Origin of the sequence: Pseudomonas sp. Y39-6 (assembly GCF_023651955.1) — a bacterium.
Lineage (GTDB): Bacteria > Pseudomonadota > Gammaproteobacteria > Pseudomonadales > Pseudomonadaceae > Aquipseudomonas > Aquipseudomonas veronii.
In genome coordinates this window covers 5,097,223-5,120,601 of sequence record NZ_CP069594.1, presented here as the reverse complement: position 1 = coordinate 5,120,601, position 23,379 = coordinate 5,097,223, and the positions used below count along the sequence as shown (strand labels likewise).

Annotated in this window: 24 protein-coding genes; 13 read left to right on the top strand and 11 right to left on the bottom strand. The window is 63.0% G+C overall.

Annotated elements, in window-relative coordinates:
* The 8 genes from JN756_RS23185 to yegS all read left to right on the top strand — a co-directional run bounded on the left by JN756_RS23185 (nucleotide 1) and on the right by yegS (nucleotide 6,596).
* Nucleotides 1-1,125, top strand: coding sequence for a protein-glutamate methylesterase/protein-glutamine glutaminase (locus JN756_RS23185; protein ID WP_017849386.1), 1,125 nt, complete (start codon nucleotides 1-3; stop codon nucleotides 1,123-1,125).
* Nucleotides 1,125-1,865: a flagellar motor protein gene (locus JN756_RS23180; RefSeq protein WP_017849387.1), complete on the top strand. Its 741-nt coding sequence runs from the start codon at nucleotides 1,125-1,127 to the stop codon at nucleotides 1,863-1,865. Before JN756_RS23185 ends, JN756_RS23180 begins: the two co-directional genes overlap by 1 nt.
* Nucleotides 1,866-2,007: 142 nt before the next feature.
* Nucleotides 2,008-2,895, top strand: coding sequence for a flagellar motor protein MotD (gene motD, locus JN756_RS23175; protein WP_017849389.1), 888 nt, complete (start codon nucleotides 2,008-2,010; stop codon nucleotides 2,893-2,895).
* Nucleotides 2,896-2,945: 50 nt separating this feature from the next.
* Nucleotides 2,946-3,734 carry a ParA family protein gene (locus JN756_RS23170; protein WP_017849390.1) on the top strand — a complete coding sequence of 263 codons (789 nt, stop codon included), beginning with the start codon at nucleotides 2,946-2,948 and terminating at the stop codon, nucleotides 3,732-3,734.
* Nucleotides 3,734-4,546, top strand: a complete 813-nt coding sequence (locus tag JN756_RS23165; RefSeq protein ID WP_017849391.1) for a CheW domain-containing protein — start codon at nucleotides 3,734-3,736, stop codon at nucleotides 4,544-4,546. Before JN756_RS23170 ends, JN756_RS23165 begins: the two co-directional genes overlap by 1 nt.
* 80 nt (nucleotides 4,547-4,626) lie before the next feature.
* On the top strand, nucleotides 4,627-5,109 hold the full coding sequence (locus tag JN756_RS23160; RefSeq protein ID WP_046382528.1) for a chemotaxis protein CheW: 483 nt from the start codon (nucleotides 4,627-4,629) through the stop codon (nucleotides 5,107-5,109).
* The gene (locus JN756_RS23155) at nucleotides 5,110-5,502 is read left to right on the top strand and encodes a DUF2802 domain-containing protein (protein ID WP_046382529.1); all 393 of its coding nucleotides are present in this window, start codon (nucleotides 5,110-5,112) and stop codon (nucleotides 5,500-5,502) included. It abuts the gene before it with no gap.
* Nucleotides 5,503-5,675: 173 nt separating this feature from the next.
* A complete protein-coding gene (gene yegS, locus JN756_RS23150) occupies nucleotides 5,676-6,596 on the top strand; it encodes a lipid kinase YegS (protein WP_046382530.1) in 921 nt (306 codons plus the stop codon).
* Here yegS and JN756_RS23145 read toward each other — a convergent pair.
* The 3 genes from JN756_RS23145 to JN756_RS23135 form a co-directional block, all read right to left on the bottom strand.
* On the bottom strand, nucleotides 6,555-7,214 hold the full coding sequence (locus JN756_RS23145) for a response regulator transcription factor (protein ID WP_017849395.1): 660 nt from the start codon (nucleotides 7,212-7,214) through the stop codon (nucleotides 6,555-6,557). The two genes, yegS and JN756_RS23145, sit on opposite strands and share 42 nt — an antisense overlap.
* Nucleotides 7,211-8,104 carry a sensor histidine kinase gene (locus JN756_RS23140; protein ID WP_046382531.1) on the bottom strand — a complete coding sequence of 298 codons (894 nt, stop codon included), beginning with the start codon at nucleotides 8,102-8,104 and terminating at the stop codon, nucleotides 7,211-7,213. The genes JN756_RS23145 and JN756_RS23140 overlap by 4 nt, the downstream gene beginning before the upstream one ends.
* Before the next feature lie 279 nt (nucleotides 8,105-8,383).
* Complete coding sequence (locus tag JN756_RS23135; protein ID WP_169865368.1) at nucleotides 8,384-8,833, bottom strand: hypothetical protein; 450 nt, start codon at nucleotides 8,831-8,833, stop codon at nucleotides 8,384-8,386.
* Between the two features lie 551 nt (nucleotides 8,834-9,384).
* On the opposite strand from JN756_RS23135, the gene JN756_RS23130 reads away from it, so the two are divergent.
* Together JN756_RS23130 and JN756_RS23125 are read left to right on the top strand one after the other, a co-directional pair.
* Complete coding sequence (locus tag JN756_RS23130) at nucleotides 9,385-10,320, top strand: chemotaxis protein CheV (RefSeq protein ID WP_046382532.1); 936 nt, start codon at nucleotides 9,385-9,387, stop codon at nucleotides 10,318-10,320.
* A 39-nt stretch (nucleotides 10,321-10,359) separates the two neighbouring features.
* Nucleotides 10,360-11,166: an MOSC domain-containing protein gene (locus tag JN756_RS23125; protein ID WP_046382533.1), complete on the top strand. Its 807-nt coding sequence runs from the start codon at nucleotides 10,360-10,362 to the stop codon at nucleotides 11,164-11,166.
* Nucleotides 11,167-11,228: 62 nt separating this feature from the next.
* Here JN756_RS23125 and ppnP read toward each other — a convergent pair whose 3' ends face one another.
* The 7 genes from ppnP to JN756_RS23090 all read right to left on the bottom strand — a co-directional run bounded on the left by ppnP (nucleotide 11,229) and on the right by JN756_RS23090 (nucleotide 20,046).
* Complete coding sequence (gene ppnP / locus JN756_RS23120) at nucleotides 11,229-11,513, bottom strand: pyrimidine/purine nucleoside phosphorylase (RefSeq protein WP_017849400.1); 285 nt, start codon at nucleotides 11,511-11,513, stop codon at nucleotides 11,229-11,231.
* Nucleotides 11,514-11,577: 64 nt separating this feature from the next.
* Nucleotides 11,578-12,120 carry a 3'-5' exonuclease gene (locus JN756_RS23115; protein WP_046382534.1) on the bottom strand — a complete coding sequence of 181 codons (543 nt, stop codon included), beginning with the start codon at nucleotides 12,118-12,120 and terminating at the stop codon, nucleotides 11,578-11,580.
* 73 nt (nucleotides 12,121-12,193) lie between these two features.
* Entirely contained in the window at nucleotides 12,194-14,107 is a 1,914-nt protein-coding gene (locus tag JN756_RS23110) for an acetyl/propionyl/methylcrotonyl-CoA carboxylase subunit alpha (protein WP_442966359.1), read from the bottom strand.
* On the bottom strand, nucleotides 14,104-14,871 hold the full coding sequence (locus JN756_RS23105; RefSeq protein ID WP_079444443.1) for an enoyl-CoA hydratase/isomerase family protein: 768 nt from the start codon (nucleotides 14,869-14,871) through the stop codon (nucleotides 14,104-14,106). Before JN756_RS23105 ends, JN756_RS23110 begins: the two co-directional genes overlap by 4 nt.
* Nucleotides 14,868-16,025, bottom strand: coding sequence for a citronellyl-CoA dehydrogenase (gene atuD, locus JN756_RS23100; protein ID WP_108524677.1), 1,158 nt, complete (start codon nucleotides 16,023-16,025; stop codon nucleotides 14,868-14,870). Before atuD ends, JN756_RS23105 begins: the two co-directional genes overlap by 4 nt.
* A gap of 550 nt (nucleotides 16,026-16,575) precedes the next feature.
* Entirely contained in the window at nucleotides 16,576-18,192 is a 1,617-nt protein-coding gene (atuC, locus tag JN756_RS23095) for a geranyl-CoA carboxylase subunit beta (RefSeq protein ID WP_128192340.1), read from the bottom strand.
* A gap of 75 nt (nucleotides 18,193-18,267) precedes the next feature.
* Complete coding sequence (locus JN756_RS23090; protein ID WP_046382539.1) at nucleotides 18,268-20,046, bottom strand: acyclic terpene utilization AtuA family protein; 1,779 nt, start codon at nucleotides 20,044-20,046, stop codon at nucleotides 18,268-18,270.
* Between the two features lie 154 nt (nucleotides 20,047-20,200).
* Here JN756_RS23090 and JN756_RS23085 point away from each other — a divergent pair, with 154 nt between their 5' ends.
* Complete coding sequence (locus JN756_RS23085) at nucleotides 20,201-20,824, top strand: TetR/AcrR family transcriptional regulator (protein ID WP_201021416.1); 624 nt, start codon at nucleotides 20,201-20,203, stop codon at nucleotides 20,822-20,824.
* A 92-nt stretch (nucleotides 20,825-20,916) separates the two neighbouring features.
* A complete protein-coding gene (locus JN756_RS23080; RefSeq protein WP_079444439.1) occupies nucleotides 20,917-21,705 on the top strand; it encodes a substrate-binding periplasmic protein in 789 nt (262 codons plus the stop codon).
* A 36-nt stretch (nucleotides 21,706-21,741) separates the two neighbouring features.
* On the opposite strand, the gene JN756_RS23075 is transcribed toward JN756_RS23080, so the two are convergent.
* Nucleotides 21,742-22,293, bottom strand: a complete 552-nt coding sequence (locus tag JN756_RS23075) for an RNA polymerase factor sigma-70 (RefSeq protein WP_017845800.1) — start codon at nucleotides 22,291-22,293, stop codon at nucleotides 21,742-21,744.
* Nucleotides 22,294-22,596: 303 nt separating this feature from the next.
* Between JN756_RS23075 and JN756_RS23070 the strand changes: the two genes are divergently transcribed.
* Nucleotides 22,597-23,349: a thioesterase II family protein gene (locus tag JN756_RS23070; protein ID WP_108524675.1), complete on the top strand. Its 753-nt coding sequence runs from the start codon at nucleotides 22,597-22,599 to the stop codon at nucleotides 23,347-23,349.
* Nucleotides 23,350-23,379: the final 30 nt, after the last annotated feature.

Genomic DNA, 23,379 nt, shown 5'->3' with positions numbered 1-23,379 from the left:
ATGGTAGTCAAGGTCCTGGTGGTGGACGATTCGGGTTTCTTCCGCCGCCGCGTCTCGGAAATTCTTTCCGCCGATCCAACGATCCAGGTGGTCGGCACGGCCACCAACGGTAAAGAGGCGATTGATCAAGCCATTGCGTTGAAGCCGGACGTGATCACCATGGACTACGAGATGCCGATGATGGATGGCATCACCGCAGTCCGACACATCATGCAGCGCTGTCCGACCCCGGTATTGATGTTCTCCTCGCTGACCCACGAAGGCGCCCGGGTCACCCTGGATGCGCTGGACGCCGGTGCGGTGGACTTCCTGCCGAAGAATTTCGAAGACATCTCGCGCAACCCCGAGAAGGTCAAACAGATGCTGTGCGAGAAGGTCCACAGCATTTCGCGCAGCAACCGTCGCAGCCTGTTCAGCGCCCCGGCGCCTGCGCCGGTCGCGGCTCCGGCGGCGCCCACCAGCACGGCGTTCGGTCGCCCGGCGCCGGCAGCGGTTGCCCGGCCTGCCGCGGCCCCCGCGCGGGCACCTGCGCCAAGCGCCCATTCGCCGGCGCCGAAACGCAAGGCCTACAAGCTGGTTGCCATTGGTACTTCGACCGGCGGCCCGGTTGCCCTGCAACGGGTCTTGACCCAACTGCCGGCCAACTTCCCGGCGCCGATCGTGCTGATCCAGCACATGCCCGCCGCGTTCACCAAGGCCTTCGCCGAGCGCCTGGACAAGCTGTGCCGCATCAGCGTCAAGGAAGCCGAGGATGGCGACATCCTGCGTCCTGGCCTGGCGCTGCTGGCGCCTGGGGGCAAGCAGATGATGGTCGATGGCCGTGGCGCGATCAAAATCCTGCCGGGCGATGAGCGCCTCAACTACAAGCCCTGCGTGGATATCACCTTCGGTTCGGCAGCCAAGTCCTACGGCGACAAAGTTCTGGCGGTGGTACTCACCGGCATGGGCGCCGACGGTCGCGAAGGCGCGCGCCTGCTCAAGCAGGGCGGCAGTGCGATCTGGGCCCAGGACGAAGCCAGTTGCGTGATTTATGGCATGCCGATGGCCATCGTCAAGGCTGAGCTGGCCGACGCGATCTACAGCCTGGACGATATCGGCAGGCATTTGGTGGAGGCCTGCCTCTGATGGATGTACTGAGTCTGATCGGTATCACCATGGCGTTTGTCGCGATCATCGGCGGCAACTACCTCGAAGGCGGGCACCTCGGCGCCCTGGCCAACGGCCCGGCGGCGCTGATCGTGATCGGTGGCACCGTCGGCGCGGCATTGCTGCAGTCGCCCTTGAGTTCGTTCAAGCGTGCCATGCAGATCCTGATCTGGATTATTTTCCCGCCGCGCGTCGACCTGGCCGGTGGCATCGACCGCGTGGTCAACTGGAGCCTCACCGCACGCAAGGAAGGCCTGCTGGGCCTGGAAGGCGTGGCCGATGCCGAGCCCGACAGCTACGCGCGCAAAGGCCTGCAATTGCTGGTGGACGGCGCCGAGCCGGAGGCGATTCGCAGCATCCTGGAAGTGGATTTCTACACCCAGGAAAGCCGCGATATTAACGCGGCCAAAGTCTTTGAAAGCATGGGCGGCTACGCGCCGACCATCGGCATCATCGGCGCGGTGATGGGCCTGATCCACGTGATGGGCAACCTCGCCGATCCGTCGCAACTGGGCAGCGGCATTGCCGTGGCGTTTGTCGCCACCATCTACGGTGTGGCGAGTGCCAACCTGGTGTTGTTGCCGGTGGCCAGCAAGCTCAAGTCGATTGCCCTGCGCCAGTCGCGTTACCGCGAAATGTTGCTCGAAGGCATCCTGTCGATTGCCGAGGGCGAGAACCCGCGCTCCATCGAATTGAAGCTCCAGGGCTTCATGGATTGATGTACATGAAACGTGTAGGAGCGACTTTGTTCGCGAAAATCGTCAACGATGACGCGGGCATTTTGGACGAACGCGTTGCTCTCGGATTTTTCGCGAGCAAGCCCGCCCCTGCAGGTGATTCGTTTTGCGGAGGTAATCGTCTGTGAGCCGTCGCCGTCGCGAGCCTGAAGAACACGTCAACCATGAACGCTGGCTGGTGTCCTACGCGGACTTCATCACCTTGCTGTTCGCGTTTTTCGTGGTGATGTACTCCATCTCGTCGATCAACGAAGGCAAGTACAAAGTCATTTCCCAAGCGCTGATCGGCGTGTTCAACGACGCCGATCGTTCGCTCAAGCCGATCCCGATCGGCGAAGAGCGGCCCAAGACCGTGACCCCGGCCAAGCCGCTGGTCAACGACAGCGATGAGACCTCCGCCGGCATGGGCGGCACCGGCGACCCGCTGAAAAGCATCGCCGACGATATCAGCGCCGCGTTCGGCGACTTGATCAGCTCCAACCAGATGACCGTGCGCGGCAATGAGTTGTGGGTGGAGATCGAGCTCAATTCGAGCCTGCTGTTCGCCAGCGCCGATGCCATGCCCAGCGACCAGGCGTTCACCATCATCGACAAGGTGGCGGCGATCCTCAAGCCGTTTGAAAACCCGATCCACGTCGAAGGCTTCACCGACAATATCCCCATCAGTACCGCGCAGTACCCGACCAACTGGGAGCTGTCGTCGGCCCGGGCGGCCAGCATCGTGCGGATGCTCGCGATGCAGGGCGTGAACCCCGGTCGCCTGGCGTCGGTCGGCTACGGCGAGTTCCAGCCGGTGGCCAATAACGCCACGGCGGAAGGCCGCGCCCGCAACCGCCGGGTGGTGCTGGTGGTCTCGCGCAACCTGGATGTGCGCCGCAGCCTGACCGGCACCGGCACGGCAAATGCAACCCCGGACGCGGCATTGAAGCGGGCTGGCACACAAACTGCACCGGCCCTTGCAAAGCCGCCGGTACGGCAAAGCTCCGTCAATTCTCCGTCACCGGCTCAATAACCTATGCACTGTCTCGGTCGCGCCTGTGCCCGCCGGGAGGAATCAACCGAATGAGAGTCTGGGCAGTTGCCAATCAAAAAGGTGGAGTCGGCAAGACCACCACCTCCATCGCCTTAGCCGGCTTGCTGGCCGAGGCGGGCAAGCGCGTGGTCGTGGTCGACCTGGACCCCCACGGCTCGATGACCAGCTATTTCGGCTACGACCCGGACGCGCTGGAGCACAGCTGCTACGACTTGTTCCTGCACAAGGGCAGCGTGCCGAGCGATCTGCCCGGGCAACTGCTGCTGCCCACCAGCAATGAAAGCATTTCCCTGCTGCCGTCGAGCACCGCCCTGGCCACCCTTGAGCGCCAGTCGCCGGGGCAGAGCGGCCTGGGCCTGGTGATCGCCAAGACCCTGGCGCAACTGTGGCAGGACTTCGACTACGCGATCATCGACAGCCCGCCGTTGCTCGGCGTGCTGATGGTCAACGCCTTGGCGGCCAGCCAGCAGTTGGTGATCCCGGTGCAGACCGAGCACCTCGCGGTCAAGGGCCTGGAACGCATGGTCAGCACCCTGGCGATGATCAACCGCTCACGCAAACAGGCGCTGCCGTTCAGCATCGTGCCGACGTTGTTCGACCGCCGCACCCAGGCGTCCCTCGGCACCTTGCGCGTACTGCGCGATGCCTACCCGGACACCATCTGGCAGGGCTATATCCCGGTGGACACGCGCCTGCGCGACGCCAGCCGCGCCGGCCTGACCCCTTCGCAGTTCGACGGTAAAAGTCGCGGCGTGCTGGCGTACCGCGCGCTGCTCAAGCACCTGCTGTCGCAACAGCTTGTGGCGCAGGTGGCGTGATGAACCGTCCTGTCGAACTCAAGGTCAAGACGCGGCCGCAACTGGCACTGGAATCCTACCTGGATGCCTTGCTGCAGGACGCGACCGAGGAAGAACTGCCGGAACCGCTGCTGGTCCTCGAACCCGCCGTAGACGCACAAAGCACACTGGATGAATTCCAGTTGGCGGTGCTGGAAGAACAGGCGCGTGATGCGCAGGTGATGGTGCCGAGTCCACCGGTCGTGGTTGCGCCTGTAGTGGTTGCGCCTGTGCCGGTCGCACCCGTGGTGGTCGAGCCGGTGGTTGAAGTCCACCTGCCGCCGAGCATCACACCGCCGCCGGTCACCGGCGACGGCCGCCCGGCGTGGGCCGCCGAGCCGTTCGAATGCCTGCTGTTCGACGTCGCCGGGTTGACCCTGGCGGTGCCGCTGGTGTGCCTGGGCTCGATCTATTCCCTGGAAGGCCAGGAGCTGACACCGCTGTTCGGGCAACCGGAGTGGTTCCTCGGCATCCTGCCCAGCCAGGCCGGCAACCTCAAGGTGCTGGACACCGCGCGCTGGGTGATGCCCGACCGCTACCGCGATGATTTCCGCCAGGGCTTGCAATACGTGATTTCGGTGCAAGGCTACGAGTGGGGGCTGGCCGTGCATCAAGTCAGCCGCTCGTTGCGCCTGGACCCGAATGAAATCAAATGGCGCAGCCAACGGGGCCAGCGCCCTTGGTTGGCGGGCACCGTGATCGAACACATGTGCGCGTTGCTCGACGTCGCCGAACTGGCCGAGTTGATCGCCAGCGGCGCGGTCAAGTCGATGCCGGGCCAGCAACGCAGTTAATTGAACAAGATCGGCCGCACGGTTGTGCGGCCAAAGAAGCACACACGCCGTGTCCAACGGCATTTGAAGGGGTCAGGGGTATGAATAAGTCAGCGTCCGCACAAGGTTTGGATGATCCGATCCTGCAATGGGTTACCTTCAAACTGGACAACGAGTCCTACGGCATCAACGTCATGCGCGTGCAGGAAGTGCTGCGCTACACCGAAATCGCTCCGGTTCCGGGTGCTCCAAGCTACGTGCTGGGCATCATCAACCTGCGCGGCAACGTGGTGACGGTGATCGACACCCGCCAGCGTTTCGGTCTGATACCGACCGAAGTCAATGACAACACCCGCATCGTCATCATCGAGGCCGACAAGCAAGTGGTCGGGATCATGGTCGACAGCGTGGCCGAAGTGGTTTACCTGCGCCAATCGGAAGTGGAAACCGCGCCGAACGTGGGTAACGAAGAGTCGGCCAAGTTCATCCAGGGCGTCTGCAACAAGAACGGCGAACTGCTGATTCTGGTCGAGCTGGACAAAATGATGAGCGAAGAAGAATGGTCGGAACTGGAGAGCATCTGATTGTTCCTTGAAGCCGCGGTGATCGTCCTGGCCCTGTTGTGGGCCGGGACGTTGGCCTTTTTGCTGCGCTACGTGCGCCAGCAACGCGAGTGGGTGGTGCAACAGGCCGAACGCGACGCCGTGCGTGACCGACGCGTGGTGGAGTTGGCCAAGCGCGTCGATCACTTCCAGCAAAGTGCGGTGCGGGTCGGGGATGAGGTGCATGAACTGCGCGCGATCCTCGGGCCGTTGCCGGACAAGCTGGCGCAGATTGAACAGCGTGATCCCTCCAGCCTGTCTTTTGCCCAGGCGGCGAAGCTGGTCGGCATGGGCGCGACCGTGGATGAGCTGACGCAGTCGTGCGGCTTGACCCAGGCTGAGGCGCAGTTGATGAGTAAGTTGCACAAAAGCTGATTGCGCGCTGATGGGTATCTAGCGATCCAACTGTAGGCGCTGGCTTGCCCGCGCTTACAGGAAAGCAGCCTGGCGTCGCCCCTGGCCAATTAAATTGCAAACCCGATGGCTTTTTTTATCTCCTCAAAGGTCAACATCCTTCAAGCACCTTTGACCCCAGGAGAGCTCCCCCCATGACCACCCACAAAGCCCTGTTGATCCTCCACGGCAAGCAAGCCCTCAACGAGGACGTGCGCGCTGCGGTGCTGGCTCGGCGTGAGCAGGGCTGGGAGCTGGCGGTGCGGGTGACGTGGGAGGGCGGCGACGCGCAGCGGCTGGTCAACGAGGCCCTGGACGGCGGGTACACGCACATCATTGCCGGCGGCGGTGACGGCACCTTGCGCGATGTGGCCGAGGCGATGGCCCAGGCCGGGACCGACGCGAGCCTGGTGCTGATGCCGTTGGGCACCGCCAATGATTTTGCCCGCGCCGCCGGTGTGCCGCTGCAGCCCGATCAGGCCCTGGCGTTGCTGGATGTGCCGGCCAGGGCGATCGATCTCGGCCGCGTCGGCGGGCAAGTATTCCTCAACATGGCCACTGGCGGCTTCGGCAGCCAGGTCACCGCCAATACCTCCGAAGAACTGAAGAAAGTGCTGGGCGGCGCGGCTTATCTGTTCACCGGCTTGTCGCGCTTCAGTGAGTTGAAGGCCGCGTATGGCGAGCTGGAAGGCCCGGATTTCCATTGGAAAGGCGAGCTGCTCGCGCTGGGCATCGGCAATGGCCGCCAGGCCGGCGGTGGGCATGTGCTGTGCCCCGACGCACTGGCGGACGATGGGCTGCTGGACATCAGCATTTTGCCGGCCCCCCAGGAAGTGGTCGGCACCCTGCGTGAACTGATGAACAATGGCTGGGGCCTGGACACCATGTTTGTCCGCGCGCGCCTGCCATGGGTCAAGATCAAGGTGGCGCAAGGTTTGTATATCAACCTGGATGGCGAACCGCTGCAAGGCGATGACCTGCATTTCGAGGTCGTGCCCAAGGCCCTGCGCGTCCATCTGCCGCCGGGTTCGCCCTTAGTCGTCCAGGCTGATGATCTGCTCGCGCACGGCAAATAACACCAGGCCCGCCACGTCGAAAATCTGCAGGCGCTTCATGATTTGCGAGCGGTGGGCTTCCACGGTCTTGATGCTCAACCCGAGGCCGTGGGCGATTTCCCGGGTGGATTTGCCACGCACCACCAGGCGCAGGATTTCCAACTGGCGAGCGGTGAGGTTGTGGTTGTGGACGACCGGGGAGGACGGGGCCTGATTGCGTACCAGCGCCTGGCTGATCACGGTGTGGGCAATCGCCGGGCTCAGGTAGCGCTCGTCATTGCTCAGCGCCAGCAGTGCCTGCTCCAGTTCGTTGGCGCTGGTGTCCTTGAGCAGGTAGCCATGGGCGCCGGCCTCCAGGGCACGCATGATCAGCTCCGGGTCGGTGTGCATCGACAGGATCAGCACCTTGCTCTTGGGGTAGGCCGTCTTGAGCTGGTGCAACGCATCCAGGCCGCCGGTGTGTTTCATCGACAGGTCCAGCAGCACGATATCCGGCAGCAGGGCGCTGAATGTTTCCAGCACCTGCGCGCCATCGCTGGCTTCGCCAATCACCGTGTAGCCGGGAATGTCCAGGACCAGTGCGCGGACGCCGGCCCTGATCAGTGCGTGGTCATCCACCAGGAGTAAAGTGCGGGTCACTCGAGAACCTTCAGGGGACTGGCCCGTTCGAGGGCGCGCGGCGCCCAGGGGAAAAGTGCGTCGATCCGGGTGCCTTTGCCTGGCTGGCTGCTGACGGACAAGGTGCCCCCCAGTTGATCAATCCGCTCGGACATGCCCGCCATGCCCCGTTGGCCTTCCAGGCCTGGGTTGCTGGCGGGCGAAAAGCCCTGGCCGTCATCACTGATAAACAGCGACAGGCCCTGGGGCAGGCGTTGCAGTCGAACCAGCAGGTTTTGCGCCTGGGCATGGCGCAGCATGTTGGTCACCGCTTCCTGGGTGATGCGAAAAGCGGCCACGGCCATTTCTTCGGGAATGCCGGTCAGCCGTTGCTGGCATTCCAGGCTCCAATGAATCGAGGTGTTTCCCAGGGTCTTGAGCAGGTGCGCGCGCAGGCTGGCTTCCAGGCCGAGGCTGGCCAACTGACGCGGGTTGAGAATGGCGGACACGTCGCGCACCTTGGCCAAGGTCTCGTTCAGGGTGTTGCACAGCACTGTGCATTGGCCCTGCAGGTCTTCCGGCAGGCGGCGCTTGAGCCATTCGCTTTGCAGCTTGGCGGCGGTGAGCAATTGGCCGATATCGTCGTGCAGCTCACGGCTGAGGCGGTGCCGCTCGTTTTCCTGGACTTGCAACAGGCGATCGGCCAGTTCCTGGGGCTGGAACTTGATCGATTTACGTGAGTTCCACTGGCGCAGGCCCACCAGCACCAGGGTGGCCACGTTGATCAGCAACACCATCAATGGCAAGGGCGTGGAGCGAGCGTAGGCCCACAGCCCCAGCAGCAGTGAGCACAGGCACAACACGAGAACCAGTCGACGGGCATTGCTGCGGGAAGCGGATTTGACGAGGAGTGACTTGAGGCTGGCGTACATAGCGGATGCTTTTCACGTTTTATGCATCATGACGTTAGGTCACTTCGAGGGCGGCATGGTACCACTTTGCTTACCGTTGGTCGCCAGGCGTCATTTGCACGGAGTGGGGGCATGCCTATTAAGAATAGTTATATGTTGGCGGTTATTTGGTATGGATTGGCTTTATAGCGCGGGCAACTTGGTTGTCGCCACTTATTGCAAGGCACATTAGTTATTCTTGTCGTTTTTGGGCAAGACGCTGGGTGAAAGCGACACCTTAGTGCTTAACGGCGCAGTCATTCATGAAACGTGGTGCAGACGCTGTTGCGGCTTATTGGTGAAGTCCTTCTGCGGGATCTGGAGAGTGACTGTCGCAATCAGTGAGGTTTGTTCACTTTCATCCAGGCTCAACTCACCGGTGCGGGTGTCGATCAACTCCAGCTGCCACGCCAGTAACGTCAGGCAGTTGTTCAAGGCATCGAGGGCCTGATCGTGCAGTTGCAAAGGGCTCTGCGCGTTGGCAATCAGGTCCTGGATATGTCGCGAGAACTCGCTGATCGCCTGCAGAGCCAGGTCATCGGCTTTTTCGGCGAGCGCCGTGAGGCTGAATTTCATGCAGTCGATGGCATCGCTGTCATTACGAATCAAATGCAGATGGCTCAGGCACTCTTCCGACTTTCTCAGCAGCTTTTCGGCCTCTAGCAGGAATTCGGGAAGTGTGGTTTGCCACTCGTTCGCGCTATTCATCATGCAAGTCTCCACAGCATACGGTCGGGCGATGAGATGTCGCACTGCGTGAATAGCGTAAAACTACCGCTGAAAGATGACTGAAATCTGTAGGGCGCTTCTGATACTTTAGTAGGACGTTTATTTGAATGATCATGCGAGGCGCGCACTGCCCTCGTCATCGGGGCCGATTGCGCAACTTCGATTGCCGACAGGTGAGTGTCCGGAAGGCCCGCGGGCCTTGGGCTTACGATGGCAAACAAAAGCCTGACTCCATTCATGCAATGAGAATGGCGTCACATTAATGGCAATTAGATATCGCGAATATCAGGTTGGGCCTGATTGTGCCTAGGGGAATCCCTTACGCAGCGGAACCTTGCGCCGATTTGAATGTCGCGCAATGTTGCGATTCTGCCCAATGAAGAGGCCTGTGCAGTAAAGCATGATGTCAGTGTGACATCAATGGATTTGCGTGGCATTTTACAGGGGTCAAGGTCTGGCGCTTGCCGCCGATAACAAGCTTAGCGAACCGCATAATCCCTTAGCGCGACCTGCGCGCATATCAGGAGCTTTTAATGGCCGGCATTCTCGACACGGTAGATCAACGCACACAATTGGTGGGTGAGAATCGCCTGGAGATTCTCATGTTTCGCCTGGCCGGGCGGCAGCTGTTCGCGATCAACGTGTTCAAGGTGCAGGAGGTCTTGCAACTGCCCAAGCTGACCCTGATGCCTCAGCGCCACCCGTTTGTGTGCGGCGTGGTCAACCTGCGGGGCCAGACCCTGCCGGTGATCGACCTGTCCCAGGCCATCGGCATGCGCCCGCTGGTGCCGGGGCCCAACAGCACCATCATCGTCACCGAGTACAACCGCTCGGTGCAGGCGTTCCTGGTGGGCGGTGTCGATCGCATCGTCAACATGAACTGGGAAGCCATCCTGCCGCCGCCGACCAGCGCCGGGCGCCAGCACTACCTCACAGCCATCAGCAAGGTCGATGACCAGTTGGTGGAAATCATCGACGTGGAAAAAGTCCTCGCCGAGATCGTGCCATACAACGCCAAGGTCTCCCGCGATAAACTCGATGACCCGATACTGGAGCGCGCCCGTGGCCGTGAAGTGCTGCTGGTGGACGACTCCAATGTCGCGCTGTCGCAGTTGCGCGACACCCTGGGCCAGTTGGGCGTGAAGATGCACATCGCCAGTGACGGCCTCAAGGCGCTGAACATGCTCAAGGCCTGGGCCGACAGCGGCCAGGTGATGACCGACAAATTGCTGATGATCTTCACCGACGCCGAAATGCCTGAGATGGACGGCTACCGCCTGACCACCGAGATCCGCAATGACCCACGCCTGCGTGAGCTGTACGTGGTGCTGCACACCTCGCTGTCGGGCAGTTTCAACGAGTCGATGGTGAAGAAGGTCGGGTGCGATAACTTCCTGTCCAAATTCCAGCCGGACAAGCTGGTGGATGTGGTGCGTCAGCGACTGATGCTGGACGAAGCGCCGGCTTGACCTTAGGGTGACGGTTTTGCCCCTCAGGAATGCAGGCTCATGCTCCGTCTCAGCGCGCTGTACCGTTACCCTTTGAAATCCGGCAAGGCCGAAACGTTGCAGCAGATCGGCCTGGACAAGCTCGGGTTGGATGGCGATCGACGCTGGATGCTGGTGGACGAAGCCAGCGGGCGTTTTTTGACGCAGCGCGCCGTGGCGACGATGAGCCAGCTGTCGGCGCTGTGGAACCGCAGCGGTGGCCTGACCCTCAGTTCGCCTGGCTACGCAGCGCTGGACGTGGCGTTGCCCGGCAGCGAGGCTGAACTGCGCGGTGTGACCATCTGGCGCGACACCTTGCGCGTGCCGGATGCGGGCGATGCCGCCGCCGCCTGGGTCAGCGACTTTATCGGCAAGCCGACGCGGCTGGTCCACATCCCGCTGGAGCGCGCGCGCACCACACAAGCCGGTTATGGCAAGGACGATGATCAGGTCGCGTTCGCCGACGGTTACCCGTTGCTGCTGATCGGCCAGGCCTCCCTGGACGACCTGTCCCGGCACGTCGGTCGGCCCATGGAAATGCTGCGCTTTCGCCCCAACCTGGTGATCGACGGTGGCGATGCGTTCGCCGAAGACGGCTGGAAACGCCTGCGCATCGGCGATGTCGAGTTTCGTGTGGTCAAGCCGTGCTCACGCTGCATTCTGACCACCATCGACCCGCAGACCGGCGAGCGCAGTGCCGACCGCGAACCGTTCGTGACGCTGGAGGCCTATCGCAAGACCGAAGACGGCGCGATGTTCGGCCAGAACCTGGTCAACGATGGCGTGGGCCGCCTGGAAGTGGGCATGCCGGTGACTGTCCTCGAATAATGCGCCCCCAAAAAAAATGCCCGTCTCCTGCGAGACGGGCATTTTTTTCGCGCGGGAATTGCTTAGCCGCGGTATTCGCACAGGTAAGCGGTGTCCACGGCGACCTTCAGCTGGAACTTGCTGTTGGCCGGAACGTGGAACAGGCTGCCGGCGGCGAAGGTTTCCCAGGTGCTGCTGTCGGGCAGCTTGACGGTCAGGGCGCCGGATACCACGTGCATGATTTCACGCTGGGCGGTGCCGAATTCGTATTCACCCGGGGCCATGACGCCGATGGTCGCCGGACCTTCTGCGGTGCCGAAAGCGATCGACTTGACGGTGCCGTCGAAGTACTCGTTGACTTTAAACATGGGCGAATCCTCGGAAAAAGGGTCTGGAAAGGTCGGCCAGTATGCCCAAGGGCAAGGGAGCTGCCTAGACCGGCAAAATCAGCGGTAACAGGCGTGCGGTGTTGCGCGCATCTTCCAGCGCCCGGTGTTGCTGGCCATTGAACTGCATTCCCGCCAATTGCAGGGCGCTATTGAGCCCCGTTGGCTTGTCCAGGCGCCGGGCCTTGGCGAAGCGTTGCTTGAGGTTGATATGGGGCGTTTGGGCCAGCGCGCTGCTCAGGCCATGGCGCTGCCACTCCAGCTCGAGCTGCTGGCGATCGTAGTCGCCCCAGCTGGCCCAACCTTCCAGGTGTGCCTGATGCTGGCCCAGCCAGCGCTCGAACAGCGCCCACACATCGCCGAAAGGCGCGGCGCTGTCCATGTTCGCCTGGGTGATATGGGTCAGCTTGCGGCAGAAGGGCGTCAGCAATGGACGCCGCTGCGGTCGCACAAAACGCTGGAAATGATCCAACTCGCGGCCCTGGCGGTTGACCAGGCTTGCGCCGATCTCGATGACTTCCATCTCCGTCACGGGCCAGCCGCCGTCATCCGTTGTGGCTTCAAGGTCAATAATCAGCCAATGAGGCATCGTGCAGGTTCCCGTACTCTTCCCGTCCTGATGGGGATAGAGCGTAGCCCGGCCGCGTAGTTCCGCCCAGGCTTTATTCGATCTCCAGCAACACCTGGCGATTGCGCACCTGATCGCCGGCCATGACCTGCACGGCCTTGACCACGCCGTCGATGCCGGCCTTCAGCGGATGCTCCATTTTCATCGCTTCGAGCACCAGCAGCAGTTGCCCCTGAGTGACGCGTTCACCGGCGCGCACGCGCACATCGACGATGGCGCCGTCCATCGGCGCCTCGACCCTGCCGCCGCCGGTTGGGGGCTGGCGGTTGGCAACGTGGTGGTTGCGGTTGGTCACGCTCACGCCCGGTAGCCACAGCTGGGCACCGTCGAGGTGGTAGGCACTGCGGCGGCGGATGCCGTTGATCACTGCGGTGGCCCAGCGGCCGTCGCTGCTGAGGTGGCGGATGTCGATGCCGTTGGCCTGCAGGTGATGGTCGGCGAGGACGCTGACCGTGATGTCCTGGACCGCATCGTCGACGGCCAACTGATAGCTCCACGGCACGTCAGCGCCGTTACGCCACCCTGATAAGGCCGGGGCATGGGCCTGAGCGCTGTGTTGATAAAACAGCGCGGCGGCCAGGGCCAACTGTTCGGCGGATGCGCGGGGGCGGCGGATCTCGCTGAAGTGTTCGGCGATCAACGCGGTGCTGAAATCGCCGTGGATAAACTTCGGGTGCTTGAGCAGGTCGGTCAACAGCTGCTGGTTGCTCGCCACGCCCAGCAGCACCGTGTCCTCCACGGCGTGCAGCAGCTTGCGCCGCGCCTCCTCGCGGGTGGCGCCATGGGCGACGATCTTGCCGAGCAGCGGGTCATAGAACGGGCTGATGCGCTGACCTTCGAGAACCCCGTGGTCGACCCGCACGCCCGCGGCCGGTTCCCAGCGCAACACCGCACCGGTTTGCGGCAGAAAGCCCTGGGCCGGGTCTTCGGCGTACAGGCGCACTTCCATGGCGTGGCCGCTGAGGCTGACCTGCGCTTGCTGTAACGGCAGCGGTTGGCCGGCGGCAATTTGCAGTTGCCAGTCGACCAGATCGAGGCCGCTGATCAGTTCGGTGACCGGGTGTTCGACTTGCAGGCGAGTGTTCATCTCCAGGAAGTAGAACCGGCCGTCGCGGTCGAGCAGGAACTCCACCGTGCCGGCGCCGACGTAATTCACCGCACGCCCGGCCTTCAGCGCCGCCTCGCCCATGGCCTGGCGCAGGGCCGGGGTCATCACCGGGCAGGGCGCTTCTTCAATAATTTTCTGATGGCGGCGCTGGACCGAGCAGTCGCGTTCGCCGAGGTGGATCAGGTTGCCGTGGCTGTCGCCGAACAGCTGGATTTCGACGTGGCGCGGCTCGATCAGCGCCTGTTCCAGGATCAGTTCGTCACTGCCGAACGCATTCAGGGCTTCGGAGCGGGCGCTGCGCAGTTGCTCTTGCAGGTGTTCGCGCTGATGCACCAGGCGCATACCTCGGCCGCCGCCGCCGGCACTGGCCTTGATCATCAGCGGGAAGCCGATGCGTTCAGCTTCTATTTGCAACGTGGCGTCGTCCTGGGCGCTGCCTTGGTAGCCGGCGACGCACGGGACACCGGCCTCGAGCATGGCGAGTTTGGACCGGCGCTTGCTGCCCATCAGTTCGATGGCCTCGACGCTGGGGCCGATAAAGGTCAGCCCGGCGTTTATGCAGGCGCGGGCGAAATCGGGGTTTTCAGAGAGAAAGCCATAACCGGGGTGGACCGCGTCGGCACCCGTGCGTTGGGCTGCGCTGAGAATCGCCGGGGTATTCAGGTAGGACTGCTGCACCGGCGCCGGGCCGATATTCACGGCTTCGTCGGCCATCTGCACGTGCGCGGCCTGGGCGTCGGCGTCGCTGTAGACCGCTACGGTGCGATAGCCCAAGGCCTGGGCGGTGCGCTGGATGCGGCAGGCGATTTCGCCGCGGTTGGCGATCAGGATCTTGTTCATTCGGCCCACCGTGGCTTGCGCTGTTGCACAAAGGCCTGGGTGCCTTCGATCCCTTCTTCGCCCGTCGCCGCCTCGGCGAACCACGCGGCGGCCTGATCCAGCAACGGCCCCAGCGGTTGCTCCGCGCTGGCCAGCAGCAAGGCCTTGGTCCGCCCATTCGCCGCCGGCGCGCAACGCAATACCTGGCCCAGCACTTCATCCAGGCGTTCGGCCAACGCCTGCGGATCGCGCTCGACAAAATGCACCACGCCCAAGCGCTCAGCCTCGACCCCGTCGAACCGCGCCGCCGTCAGCGCCAGCCGGCGCGCGTGCGTCAGACCGATGCGCTTGACCACAAACGGCGCGATCTGCGCCGGCAGCAAGCCCAGGCTGGTCTCGGGCAAGCCGAACTGCGCCTGGTGATCAGCCAGCGCAATATCACTGACGCACGCCAAACCAAAGCCACCGCCCAGCACCGCGCCTTGCAGCACCACGATCACCACTTGGGGCACGGCTTCAACTTCCTGCAGCAAGGTGCCGAACGCGCGGTTCAGCGCCTGCAATTGCGCCTTGTCGCTGGCGCCGAGCAGGTCTTTCACGTCCGCCCCGGCGCAGAAATGCCCGGCCGCGCCGCTGATCACCAGCGCACGCACCTGATCGTCCAACTGCGCCAGCACCGCGCGCAGTTCATTGACCATCTCCAGGCTCATCGCGTTGCGGCTTTGCGGACGGTTGAGGGTGATGTGCAGCACCCCGTTATGGGGTTCGAGCAGCAGGGTGTTCATGGTTTTTTCCCCGGCAGGGTGCCCATCAGTTTGCAGATGATGCCCAGCATGATTTCGTCGGCGCCGCCGCCAATCGACACCAGGCGCATATCGCGATAGGCGCGGGCCACCGGGTTGTCCCACATAAAGCCCATGCCGCCCCAGTATTGCAGGCAACTGTCGCTGACTTCGCGGCCCAGCCGCCCGGCCTTGAGCTTGGCCATGGAGGCCAGGCGCGTCACGTCCTGGCCTTTGATGTACTGCTCGGTGGCCTGGTAGACCAGGGCGCGCAGGCATTCGATTTCGGTGGCCAGTTCGGCCAGGCGAAAGTGAATCACCTGGTTGTCGATCAGCGCCTTGCCGAAGGTCTGGCGCTCCTTGCAGTATTCGATCGTGCTGTCGATGCAGGACTCCAGGCCCTTGATCATATTGGCCGCGCCAAACAGGCGTTCTTCCTGGAATTGCAGCATCTGCATCATGAACCCCGCGCCTTCATGGCCGATGCGGTTGCGTTGCGGCACACGCACGCCGTCGAAGAACACCTGGGCGGTCTCGGAGCTGTGCATGCCGAGTTTTTCCAAGGGCGGGCTGACGCTGATCCCCGGTGTGTTCATCGGCACCATGATCAGCGACTTGTTGAGGTGCGGCTTGTCGTCGGAGGTGTTGGCCAGCAGGCACATGAAGTCGGCGCTCGGCGAATTGGTGATCCACATTTTGCTGCCGTCGATCACGTAGTCGTCGCCGTCCTTGCGTGCCTGGGTCTTCAGCCCGGCCACATCGGAACCGGCGCCGGCTTCCGAGACGCCGATGCAACCGACTTGCTCGCCGCTGATGGCCGGGCGCAGGAATTCTTCGCGCAGTGCGTCGCAGCCGAAGCGGGCGAGGGCGGGGGTACACATGTCGGTCTGTACGCCGATGGACATGGGGATGCCGCCGCAGCGGATGCTGCCGAATTCTTCGGCGGCGACGATGGAGTAGCTGTAGTCCAGGCCCATGCCGCCGAATTGCTCGGGTTTGGAGATGCCCAGCAGGCCGAGGTCGCCGGCCTTGCGCAAGATATCGTGGATGGGGAAGCGGCCGGCTTTTTCCCATTCGTCGACGTGGGGGTTGATCTCGCGGTCGACGAAGGCGCGGACGGTGCGGCGCAGTGCCTGGTGTTCCTGGGTGAAGATCATTTTTTATTGTTCTCCGTGTGGGCGTTCTTCGGGTGTGCATGGCTCCATCTGTGGGAGCTGGTTTGCTGGCGGTCTTACAGCGGGTAGATATCCAATGGGCTCACCTCGCTCGAAATTGGGCTCACCTCGCTCCAAATGTGGGAGGGGGCTTGCCCCCGATGGCGGCCTCTGGGTCGACCATTTTTTTGGGTTGAGTACATATCCGTTTCTTTGGTAACGGCTGCTATGGGTTCCGCTCTTACAGCGGGTCACTTTTGGAAAAGAGCCCCAAAAGTAACCAAAAGGGCTCTTGCCCCACCACTCGGCACCTCGCCTAGGCTCGGTGTGCCCGAACGCAGGCTTGAATCCGTGGGCCGCCGTCATGGGCCATCCCTGGCCCAGGACGGCTAACCCGGCGTCCTGCCGGGTTACCCACGGATTCAAGCCTGCGTTCGGCCAGCGTGGTTTGACGGGGCGCCTAAGATCAAGATCAAGATCAAAAGCAGAGCAAAAGCAGAGCAAAAGCAGAGCAAAAGCAGAGCAACAGCAGGGTTTTGTTGTCTTGATGACTTTAGAGCCGTGCTACGCCAAAGCTGTTCGGTTGCAACGTCCGCATGTCGGCTTCCTGGCAGATATCCAGCAGGAACCCCAGCAACGTGCGGGTATCCCTTGGGTCGATCAGGCCGTCATCCCATAGGTTTGCACTGCCGTACAGTGCGGTGGATTGGCTGTCGAGTTTTTGTGCGGTGACTTGTTCCAGCATGTCGAGCATCTTGGGGTCGGGGGTCAGGCCGTCTTTCCGTTGTTTGGCTTCGGTGACGATGCGCAGCACTTTGCCGGCCTGGGCGCCGCCCATCACGGCGGTGCGGCTGTTGGGCCAGGCGAAGATGAAGCGCGGGTCGAGGCCGCGGCCGCACATGGCGTAGTTGCCGGCGCCGTAGGAGCCGCCGACCACCACGGTGAGTTTGGGCACACGTGCATTGGTCACCGCCTGGATCATCTTCGCGCCGTGCTTGATCACGCCTTGCTGTTCCGCCTCGGTGCCGACCATAAAGCCGGTGGTGTTGTGCAGGAACAGCAGCGGCGTGCGGCTCTGGTCGCACAGTTGGATGAATTGCGCGGCCTTGCTGGCGCCCTTGGGCGTGATCGGGCCGTTATTGCCGATCACGCCGACGGCGCGGCCCTGGATGTGCAGGTGGCCGCACACGGTATGTGCGTCGAACTCGCCCTTGAACTCGAGGAAGTTCGAACCATCGGCCAGGCGTGCGAGGATTTCGCGGACGTCGTAGGGTTTTTTCGGGTCGTCGGGGATCAGCCCGAGCAGTTCGTCGATGGGGTACAGCGGCTCGGCATACGTGCGTTTGGGCATCGACGGCAGGCGCTCGTTCCACGGCAGCAGGCTGACGATTTCGCGCACGATCCGCACCCCGTCGGCATCGTTTTCCGCCAGGTATTCCGCGGTGCCGGCGATTTGCGCGTGCATCTCGGCGCCGCCCAGTGCTTCATCGGTGGCGACTTCGCCGGTCGCGGCCTTGAGCAGCGGCGGGCCGGCCAGGAACAGCTTGGCCTTGCCGCGCACCACCACCACGTAATCCGACAGCCCCGGCTGATACGCGCCGCCCGCCGTGGCCGAGCCATGGACCACGGTGATCTGCGGCAAGCCCATGGCCGACATGCGCGCCTGGTTGGCGAAGCTGCGCGCGCCTTCGACGAAAATCTCCGCCGCGTAGTTGAGGTTGGCGCCGCCGCTTTCGGCGAGGGTCACCACCGGCAGTTGGTTTTCCATCGCGATCTGTTGCAGGCGCAGGGATTTCTTCAGGCCCGTGGGGGAAATGGTGCCGCCCTTGATCGCGCTGTTATTCGCCACCACCAGCACGCGCACGCCGCTGACGTAACCGATGCCGGCGATCAACCCGCCGCCGGCGGCGCTGCCGTCCTTGTCGTCATGGAGTTTGTAGCCGGCCAGGCTGGCCAGTTCCAGGAACGGCGCGCCAGGGTCCAGCAGCAGGTTGAGGCGTTCACGCGGCAGCAATTGCCCGCGTTTGTCGAACTTGGGCTTGGCTTCCTGCGCCTTGCTCAACAGGTTCTGCTCCAACAGGCGCAGTTGCTGCAGGCTCGCTAGCAGCGCTTCGCGGTTGCGCACAAAGTCTGGGCTGTGGGCGTCGATCAGGGTTTCGATCACCGGCATGGTTTATGACTCCCCTTTGAGGACATCCGGCAGGTCGGCTTTGAAGATCGAGTCGAAGGCCACGGCAACGCTCCTTTACGTGAGTTGATCGGCGATGTGCTGCGGCACGGCGATGGGGATTTCCAGCAACTGCTGGGCAAACGCCTTGCCCTGCGGGTCGATGCGCAGGCTGGCGATGCCGCCGCCGCCCAAGGCGTTTTCCAGCAGGAAGTTGAGGCTGTGGCTGCCGGGCAGGTACCAGCGTTCGACGCGACCGTGGACCGGGTCGAGCACGTGGCCCATCCAGTCGACGACCACGGCCGGGGTCAGGGCTTCGGCGATCCACGGCAGGTACGCCGGGTCGCGGGCAATCACCCCGATGTTGCTGTGGTTGCCCTTGTCGCCGGAACGGGCCACCGCGAGTTTCACCAGGGGTACGCTGGCATCGGCGCGGCCTTGGGGTTTGGGCGGTTCGAGGGCGGCCGCCGGCGTGCCCAGTGCGTGGCTGGCCGGGAGCGCGCAAGCGTGGCGTTCACCCTGCAAATCAATCGCCAGCTCACAGGACGATTTATCGATCAGGAACGAAAACAGTCGAATCAACGGATACACCGTCGGCCGCCCGCCGACGATGCCGGTCAGCCCCGGTGCCATGCCGGTGGCGGCCTGGGCGATTTCGCGGGCGAACAGCACCAGCGCCGGCTTGCTCGGGTGGCGCACCGCCAACTTCACCACCACCTCGCGGCAGTCCCGGCGTCGCGCATGCGCGCCGTAGGTGGCTTCGCTGCCGAGCAGTTCGATGTTCACCTCGGTGTAGGGCGCCCAACCGCGCTGGCTGAACAGCTCCGACGTCTTGTCGATAATCGCCTGGGCGACCCGCTCGGCCTTGGCCACCGCGTCGATCCCGGCGATCAGGCAACTGGCGGTGCAGCGAAAGCCATCCGGGTAAGTGGCGCTGACCTTGTATTGAGCGGTCGGCGGCAACCCCTTGGCACCGTGCAGACGCACACTGTGTTTGCCTTGCTGCTGCAATTTGACCTGGCTGAAATCGCAGATCACATCGGGCAGCAAGTAGGCGCGCGGGTCGCCGATTTCGTAGAGCAGTTGTTCGGCCACGCTCAGCTCGCTGATCAACCCGCCGCTGCCCGCGACTTTATTCACGGTGAACTGGCCGTCGGCGCTGACGTCGACGATGGGAAAACCGATGTGCTCGTAATCCGGCACGTCGCGCCAGTCGGTGAAGTTGCCACCGGTACACTGCGCGCCGCATTCGATGATATGCCCGGCCAGGGCGGCCTGGGCGAGGCGGTCGTAGTCCTGCCATGACCAGTTGAATTCATGCACCAACGCAGCGCTGACCACCGCGCTGTCGACCACCCGCCCGGTGATGACGATATCCGCCCCCAGCTCAAGCGCGCGGACAATGCCCGGCGCGCCGAGGTAGGCATTGGCGGACACGCACAGCGGCGGCAGCGGCGCGCCGTTGAACATGTCGACGCTGCCGCGCAGGTGTTTGAGTTGGGGCTGCAGGTCATCGCCCAGCAGCACGGCGATTTTCAGCGGCAGTTGCGCCGCGTCGCAGGCCGCTTGCAGGGCGGCGGCGCAGGCCTGGGGGTGGATGCCCCCCGCGTTGCTGATCACGCGGATGCCCTGGCGTTGGATCTCGGCCAGCAGCGGCGACAGCACCTCGACAAAGTCCGTGGCGTAGCCGGCCTGGGGATCTTTGATCCGCGCAGCGGCGAGGATCGACATCGTGACTTCCGCCAGGTAGTCGAACACCAGATAGTCCAGCTTGCCGCCGTGTACCAACTGGGCGGCGGCGGTGCAGGTGTCGCCCCAGAAGGCGCTGGCGCAGCCGATGCGAACCGTCTTGCTCATGAGAAATCCTTCCTCGAATGGCTGGCGACGAGACTACCAAGCAAGCGCTTGGTTTGTAAACTCCGGGCACAAGTTTTCAGCCAAGCGCTTGCTTGGCTGGCAGGCACGGCCTAAATTGCCGGCCAAGATGTCAGTAGACGTAAAGGAGAGCAGCATGGATGAGCACAAAGCCCTGCGGGTGATGCGCGCCATGGTCGACGGCGGCCAATTGACCGACCCCGACAGCGCCCGGGGCAAGTTGCTGCAAACCGCGGCTCACCTGTTTCGCAACAAGGGTTTCGAGCGCACCACCGTGCGCGACCTGGCCGGTGCCGTGGGCATCCAGTCCGGCAGCATCTTTCATCACTTCAAGAGCAAGGACGAGATCCTGCGCGCGGTGATGGAAGAAACCATCCGCTACAACACTGCGCTGATGCGTGCGTCGCTGGAAGAGGCGAGCACGGTGCGCAAGCGCGTGCTGGCGCTGATTCGCTGCGAATTGCAGTCGATCATGGGCGGCAGCGGCGAAGCCATGGCGGTGTTGGTGTACGAGTGGCGTTCGCTGTCGGCCGAGGGCCAGGCCCAGGTGCTGGCTTTGCGTGATGTCTATGAAGCGATCTGGCTGCAGGTGCTGGGCGAGGCCAAGGCCGCCGGCTATATCAAGGGGGATGTGTTTATCGCCCGGCGCTTCCTCACCGGTGCCTTGTCCTGGACCACCACCTGGTTCCGCGCCGAGGGCAGCTTGACCCTCGAGCAGTTGGCCGAAGAGGCGTTGTTGATGGTTTTGAAGGCTGATTGAGGCGCAAGCTATTAATTTTCCGGTGGAAGTTGTCTCGCCAGACAAAAACGCCTAGCTTATTGCCATCAGCAGGTTAAACGGTGTGTGCCTTAATGTTTTCGCCATGGCGACTGGCTGCAGGACTTACTTTATGGGCACTGGGCACCGTTGCGTGGATGCCGGCTTCGGCTGCGCAATTGGTGAGGATCGGCGCTGCGCATTTTCCGCCGTACACCGTGCGCCCCGAGCAGGGCGCCGACACCGGATTACTGCCGCAGTTGGTCGAAGCCCTGAACGCCTCGCAAACCGATTATCAGTTCGTGTTGGTGCCGACCTCGATCCCGCGACGCTTTCGCGATTTCGAGCAGGGCCGGGTCGACGTGGCGATTTTCGAAAACCCCGACTGGGGCTGGCAGAAGATTCCTCACACCACGGTCGACATGGGCCTGGAAGATGCCGAAATCTTCGTCGCCCAGCGTGAGCCCGATCGCGACCAGAATTATTTCGCCAGCCTTGGCGGCAAGCGCCTGGCGGTATTCAGCGGTTATCACTACGCCTTCGCCAACTTCAATGCCGACCCCAAGTTCATGGCCGAGCACTTCAACGCGACGTTGACCTACTCCCATGACAGCAACCTGCTGATGGTCGCGCGCGGTCGCGCCGATATCGCCCTGGTGACCCGCTCGTACCTGAGTGATTTTCTGGCGCGCAACGTCGACATGGCCGCCCAGTTCCTGATCTCGGAGCGCGTCGACCAGGTGTACCACCACTACGCGTTGCTGCGGCCCAAGGCGCCGATCAGCAGCGCAGCGTTTGCCGGCCTGCTCAAACGTTTGCGCGATGACGGCGAGCTGTTGAAGATATTCGAGCCCTATCGCATCGATGTGACGGCGGTGCCCTGAGGTTTCGGGAGACCAGGCTTCGCGCCGGGGCGAGTTTCAGAGCCGCCGTGCAAATGTATCGCTGTGACTGCCCGACACCTTGCGGCAATGCACCAGCGCATCGCGAATCATGAAGTTGACCAGGGTCGGCGAGACGCCGAGTTCCTTGGCGATGTCCTTTTGCGGCACGCCGTGCAGGCGGTACATCTCGAACGCATAGCGGGTGCGCTGGGGCAGTTCCGTCAGGGCGTCGGCGATGTTCTCCAGGGTGTTGAAATTGATGTGCGAAGTTTCCGGTGACGCGCCCTGAATCACCACATTCAAGCCTTCCTCTTCGGTCCCCGAATATTTGAGCTCCAGGGCCTGCTTGCGATAGTGATCGATCGCCAGGTTGCGCACGATCTGGAACAGATAACTCAATTGCGCCTTGAACGATGAGGTGATCGTCGGCGCCGATTGCAGCCGGAAGTAGGCATCCTGCACGACGTCTTCGGCCCGGGAGCGGCAGCCGGTAATACGTGCTGCGATCTTTACCAGAATCAGCCGATTATCGACGAATGCCTGGAGCAGCGGTGAGTCGCACCTGCCTGTGGATACTTGTTCCGTCATGGAAATCACCTTGATCGCAAAAGAGGTTAGGGGAGGGCGTCCGTGCTGAGGCCTCCTACACATCGGGCAACAAATTATGCTGAATGATAATTATTGTCAAATGAGAAGTCTGACTGATTTTGTCCGTGGGCTGAAGGTGTGAACCCCGTCTCGCTCGTCCACGACGACTAATTATTTGGCAGCGCCGTCCGTTCTTCTGGGTGACAGGTTCGTTGGTAAAACGGCCAAGGATCAGCACCCGCAGGAGGGCGAGATGGGTTTTTATCGTGCATATGGCGCGTTTCAGGTGGGGGGCGTCGAGCGATGAGCGCGCCGACTCGACTGCGCCTGTTCTGCCTGCCTTATTCGGGGGCCAGCGCCATGGTGTACGTGCGTTGGCGGCGTGTTCTGCCGGACTGGTTGCAGGTGTGCCCGCTGGAGTTGCCGGGGCGCGGTATGCGGATGGACGAGCCGTTGCAATGCGACATCGGCGCCTTGGCCGCGCAGTTGGCGGATGAAATCAGTCGTGACCTGAACGGCCCCTACGCGTTGTTCGGCCACAGCCTTGGCGGCCTGCTGGCGTTCGAGCTGGCGCACGCGCTCAAAGCGCGCAACGTGCCTGCGCCGCTGGCGCTGTTTGCGTCCGGCACCGCCGGCCCGGCGCGGCGCGACGTCAGCGAGTACGCCCGCGAAAAGACCGATGAGCAACTGATCGCCCGCTTGCGCGACCTGCAAGGCACCGCCGAAGCAGCCCTGGCCAACCGCGAATTGATGCAGTTGATGCTGCCGATCCTGCGCGCCGACTTCCTGCTGTGCGGCAGCTTCGCCTACGGCCGACGCGAGCCGCTGGGCATGCCGATCCATGTGTTCGGCGGCAAGCAGGACAGCGTGCGCGCCGACCAGTTACTCGACTGGCAGGCAGACGCCGCCAGCGGGTTTTCCCTGGACCTGTTCGACGGCCACCACTTCTTTCTGGTGCAGCACGAAAGCGCGGTGCTGCGCTGTGTGCGGCGCTACGCCGAGGAACACCTGGCGCGCTGGCGCAATGGCGCGGCGCGGCGACTGACCGCCGGCTGAACCCTTCCCGATTTTCCCGTAAGCCGATTT

Coding starts and splice junctions, on each gene's coding strand:
- atuD (WP_108524677.1), bottom strand. CDS start 16,025: ATGATCTTCACCCAGGAACACCAGGCACTGCGCCGCACCGTCCGCGCC.
- JN756_RS23185 (WP_017849386.1), top strand. CDS start 1: ATGGTAGTCAAGGTCCTGGTGGTGGACGATTCGGGTTTCTTCCGCCGC.
- JN756_RS23125 (WP_046382533.1), top strand. CDS start 10,360: ATGCTCCGTCTCAGCGCGCTGTACCGTTACCCTTTGAAATCCGGCAAG.
- JN756_RS23075 (WP_017845800.1), bottom strand. CDS start 22,293: ATGACGGAACAAGTATCCACAGGCAGGTGCGACTCACCGCTGCTCCAG.
- JN756_RS23165 (WP_017849391.1), top strand. CDS start 3,734: ATGAACCGTCCTGTCGAACTCAAGGTCAAGACGCGGCCGCAACTGGCA.
- JN756_RS23070 (WP_108524675.1), top strand. CDS start 22,597: ATGAGCGCGCCGACTCGACTGCGCCTGTTCTGCCTGCCTTATTCGGGG.
- ppnP (WP_017849400.1), bottom strand. CDS start 11,513: ATGTTTAAAGTCAACGAGTACTTCGACGGCACCGTCAAGTCGATCGCT.
- JN756_RS23130 (WP_046382532.1), top strand. CDS start 9,385: ATGGCCGGCATTCTCGACACGGTAGATCAACGCACACAATTGGTGGGT.
- atuC (WP_128192340.1), bottom strand. CDS start 18,192: ATGCCGGTGATCGAAACCCTGATCGACGCCCACAGCCCAGACTTTGTG.
- JN756_RS23085 (WP_201021416.1), top strand. CDS start 20,201: ATGGATGAGCACAAAGCCCTGCGGGTGATGCGCGCCATGGTCGACGGC.
- JN756_RS23090 (WP_046382539.1), bottom strand. CDS start 20,046: ATGAGCAAGACGGTTCGCATCGGCTGCGCCAGCGCCTTCTGGGGCGAC.
- JN756_RS23105 (WP_079444443.1), bottom strand. CDS start 14,871: ATGAACACCCTGCTGCTCGAACCCCATAACGGGGTGCTGCACATCACC.
- JN756_RS23160 (WP_046382528.1), top strand. CDS start 4,627: ATGAATAAGTCAGCGTCCGCACAAGGTTTGGATGATCCGATCCTGCAA.
- JN756_RS23110 (WP_442966359.1), bottom strand. CDS start 14,107: ATGAACAAGATCCTGATCGCCAACCGCGGCGAAATCGCCTGCCGCATC.
- JN756_RS23135 (WP_169865368.1), bottom strand. CDS start 8,833: ATGATGAATAGCGCGAACGAGTGGCAAACCACACTTCCCGAATTCCTG.
- JN756_RS23180 (WP_017849387.1), top strand. CDS start 1,125: ATGGATGTACTGAGTCTGATCGGTATCACCATGGCGTTTGTCGCGATC.
- JN756_RS23080 (WP_079444439.1), top strand. CDS start 20,917: ATGTTTTCGCCATGGCGACTGGCTGCAGGACTTACTTTATGGGCACTG.
- JN756_RS23170 (WP_017849390.1), top strand. CDS start 2,946: ATGAGAGTCTGGGCAGTTGCCAATCAAAAAGGTGGAGTCGGCAAGACC.
- JN756_RS23140 (WP_046382531.1), bottom strand. CDS start 8,104: ATGTACGCCAGCCTCAAGTCACTCCTCGTCAAATCCGCTTCCCGCAGC.
- yegS (WP_046382530.1), top strand. CDS start 5,676: ATGACCACCCACAAAGCCCTGTTGATCCTCCACGGCAAGCAAGCCCTC.
- JN756_RS23115 (WP_046382534.1), bottom strand. CDS start 12,120: ATGCCTCATTGGCTGATTATTGACCTTGAAGCCACAACGGATGACGGC.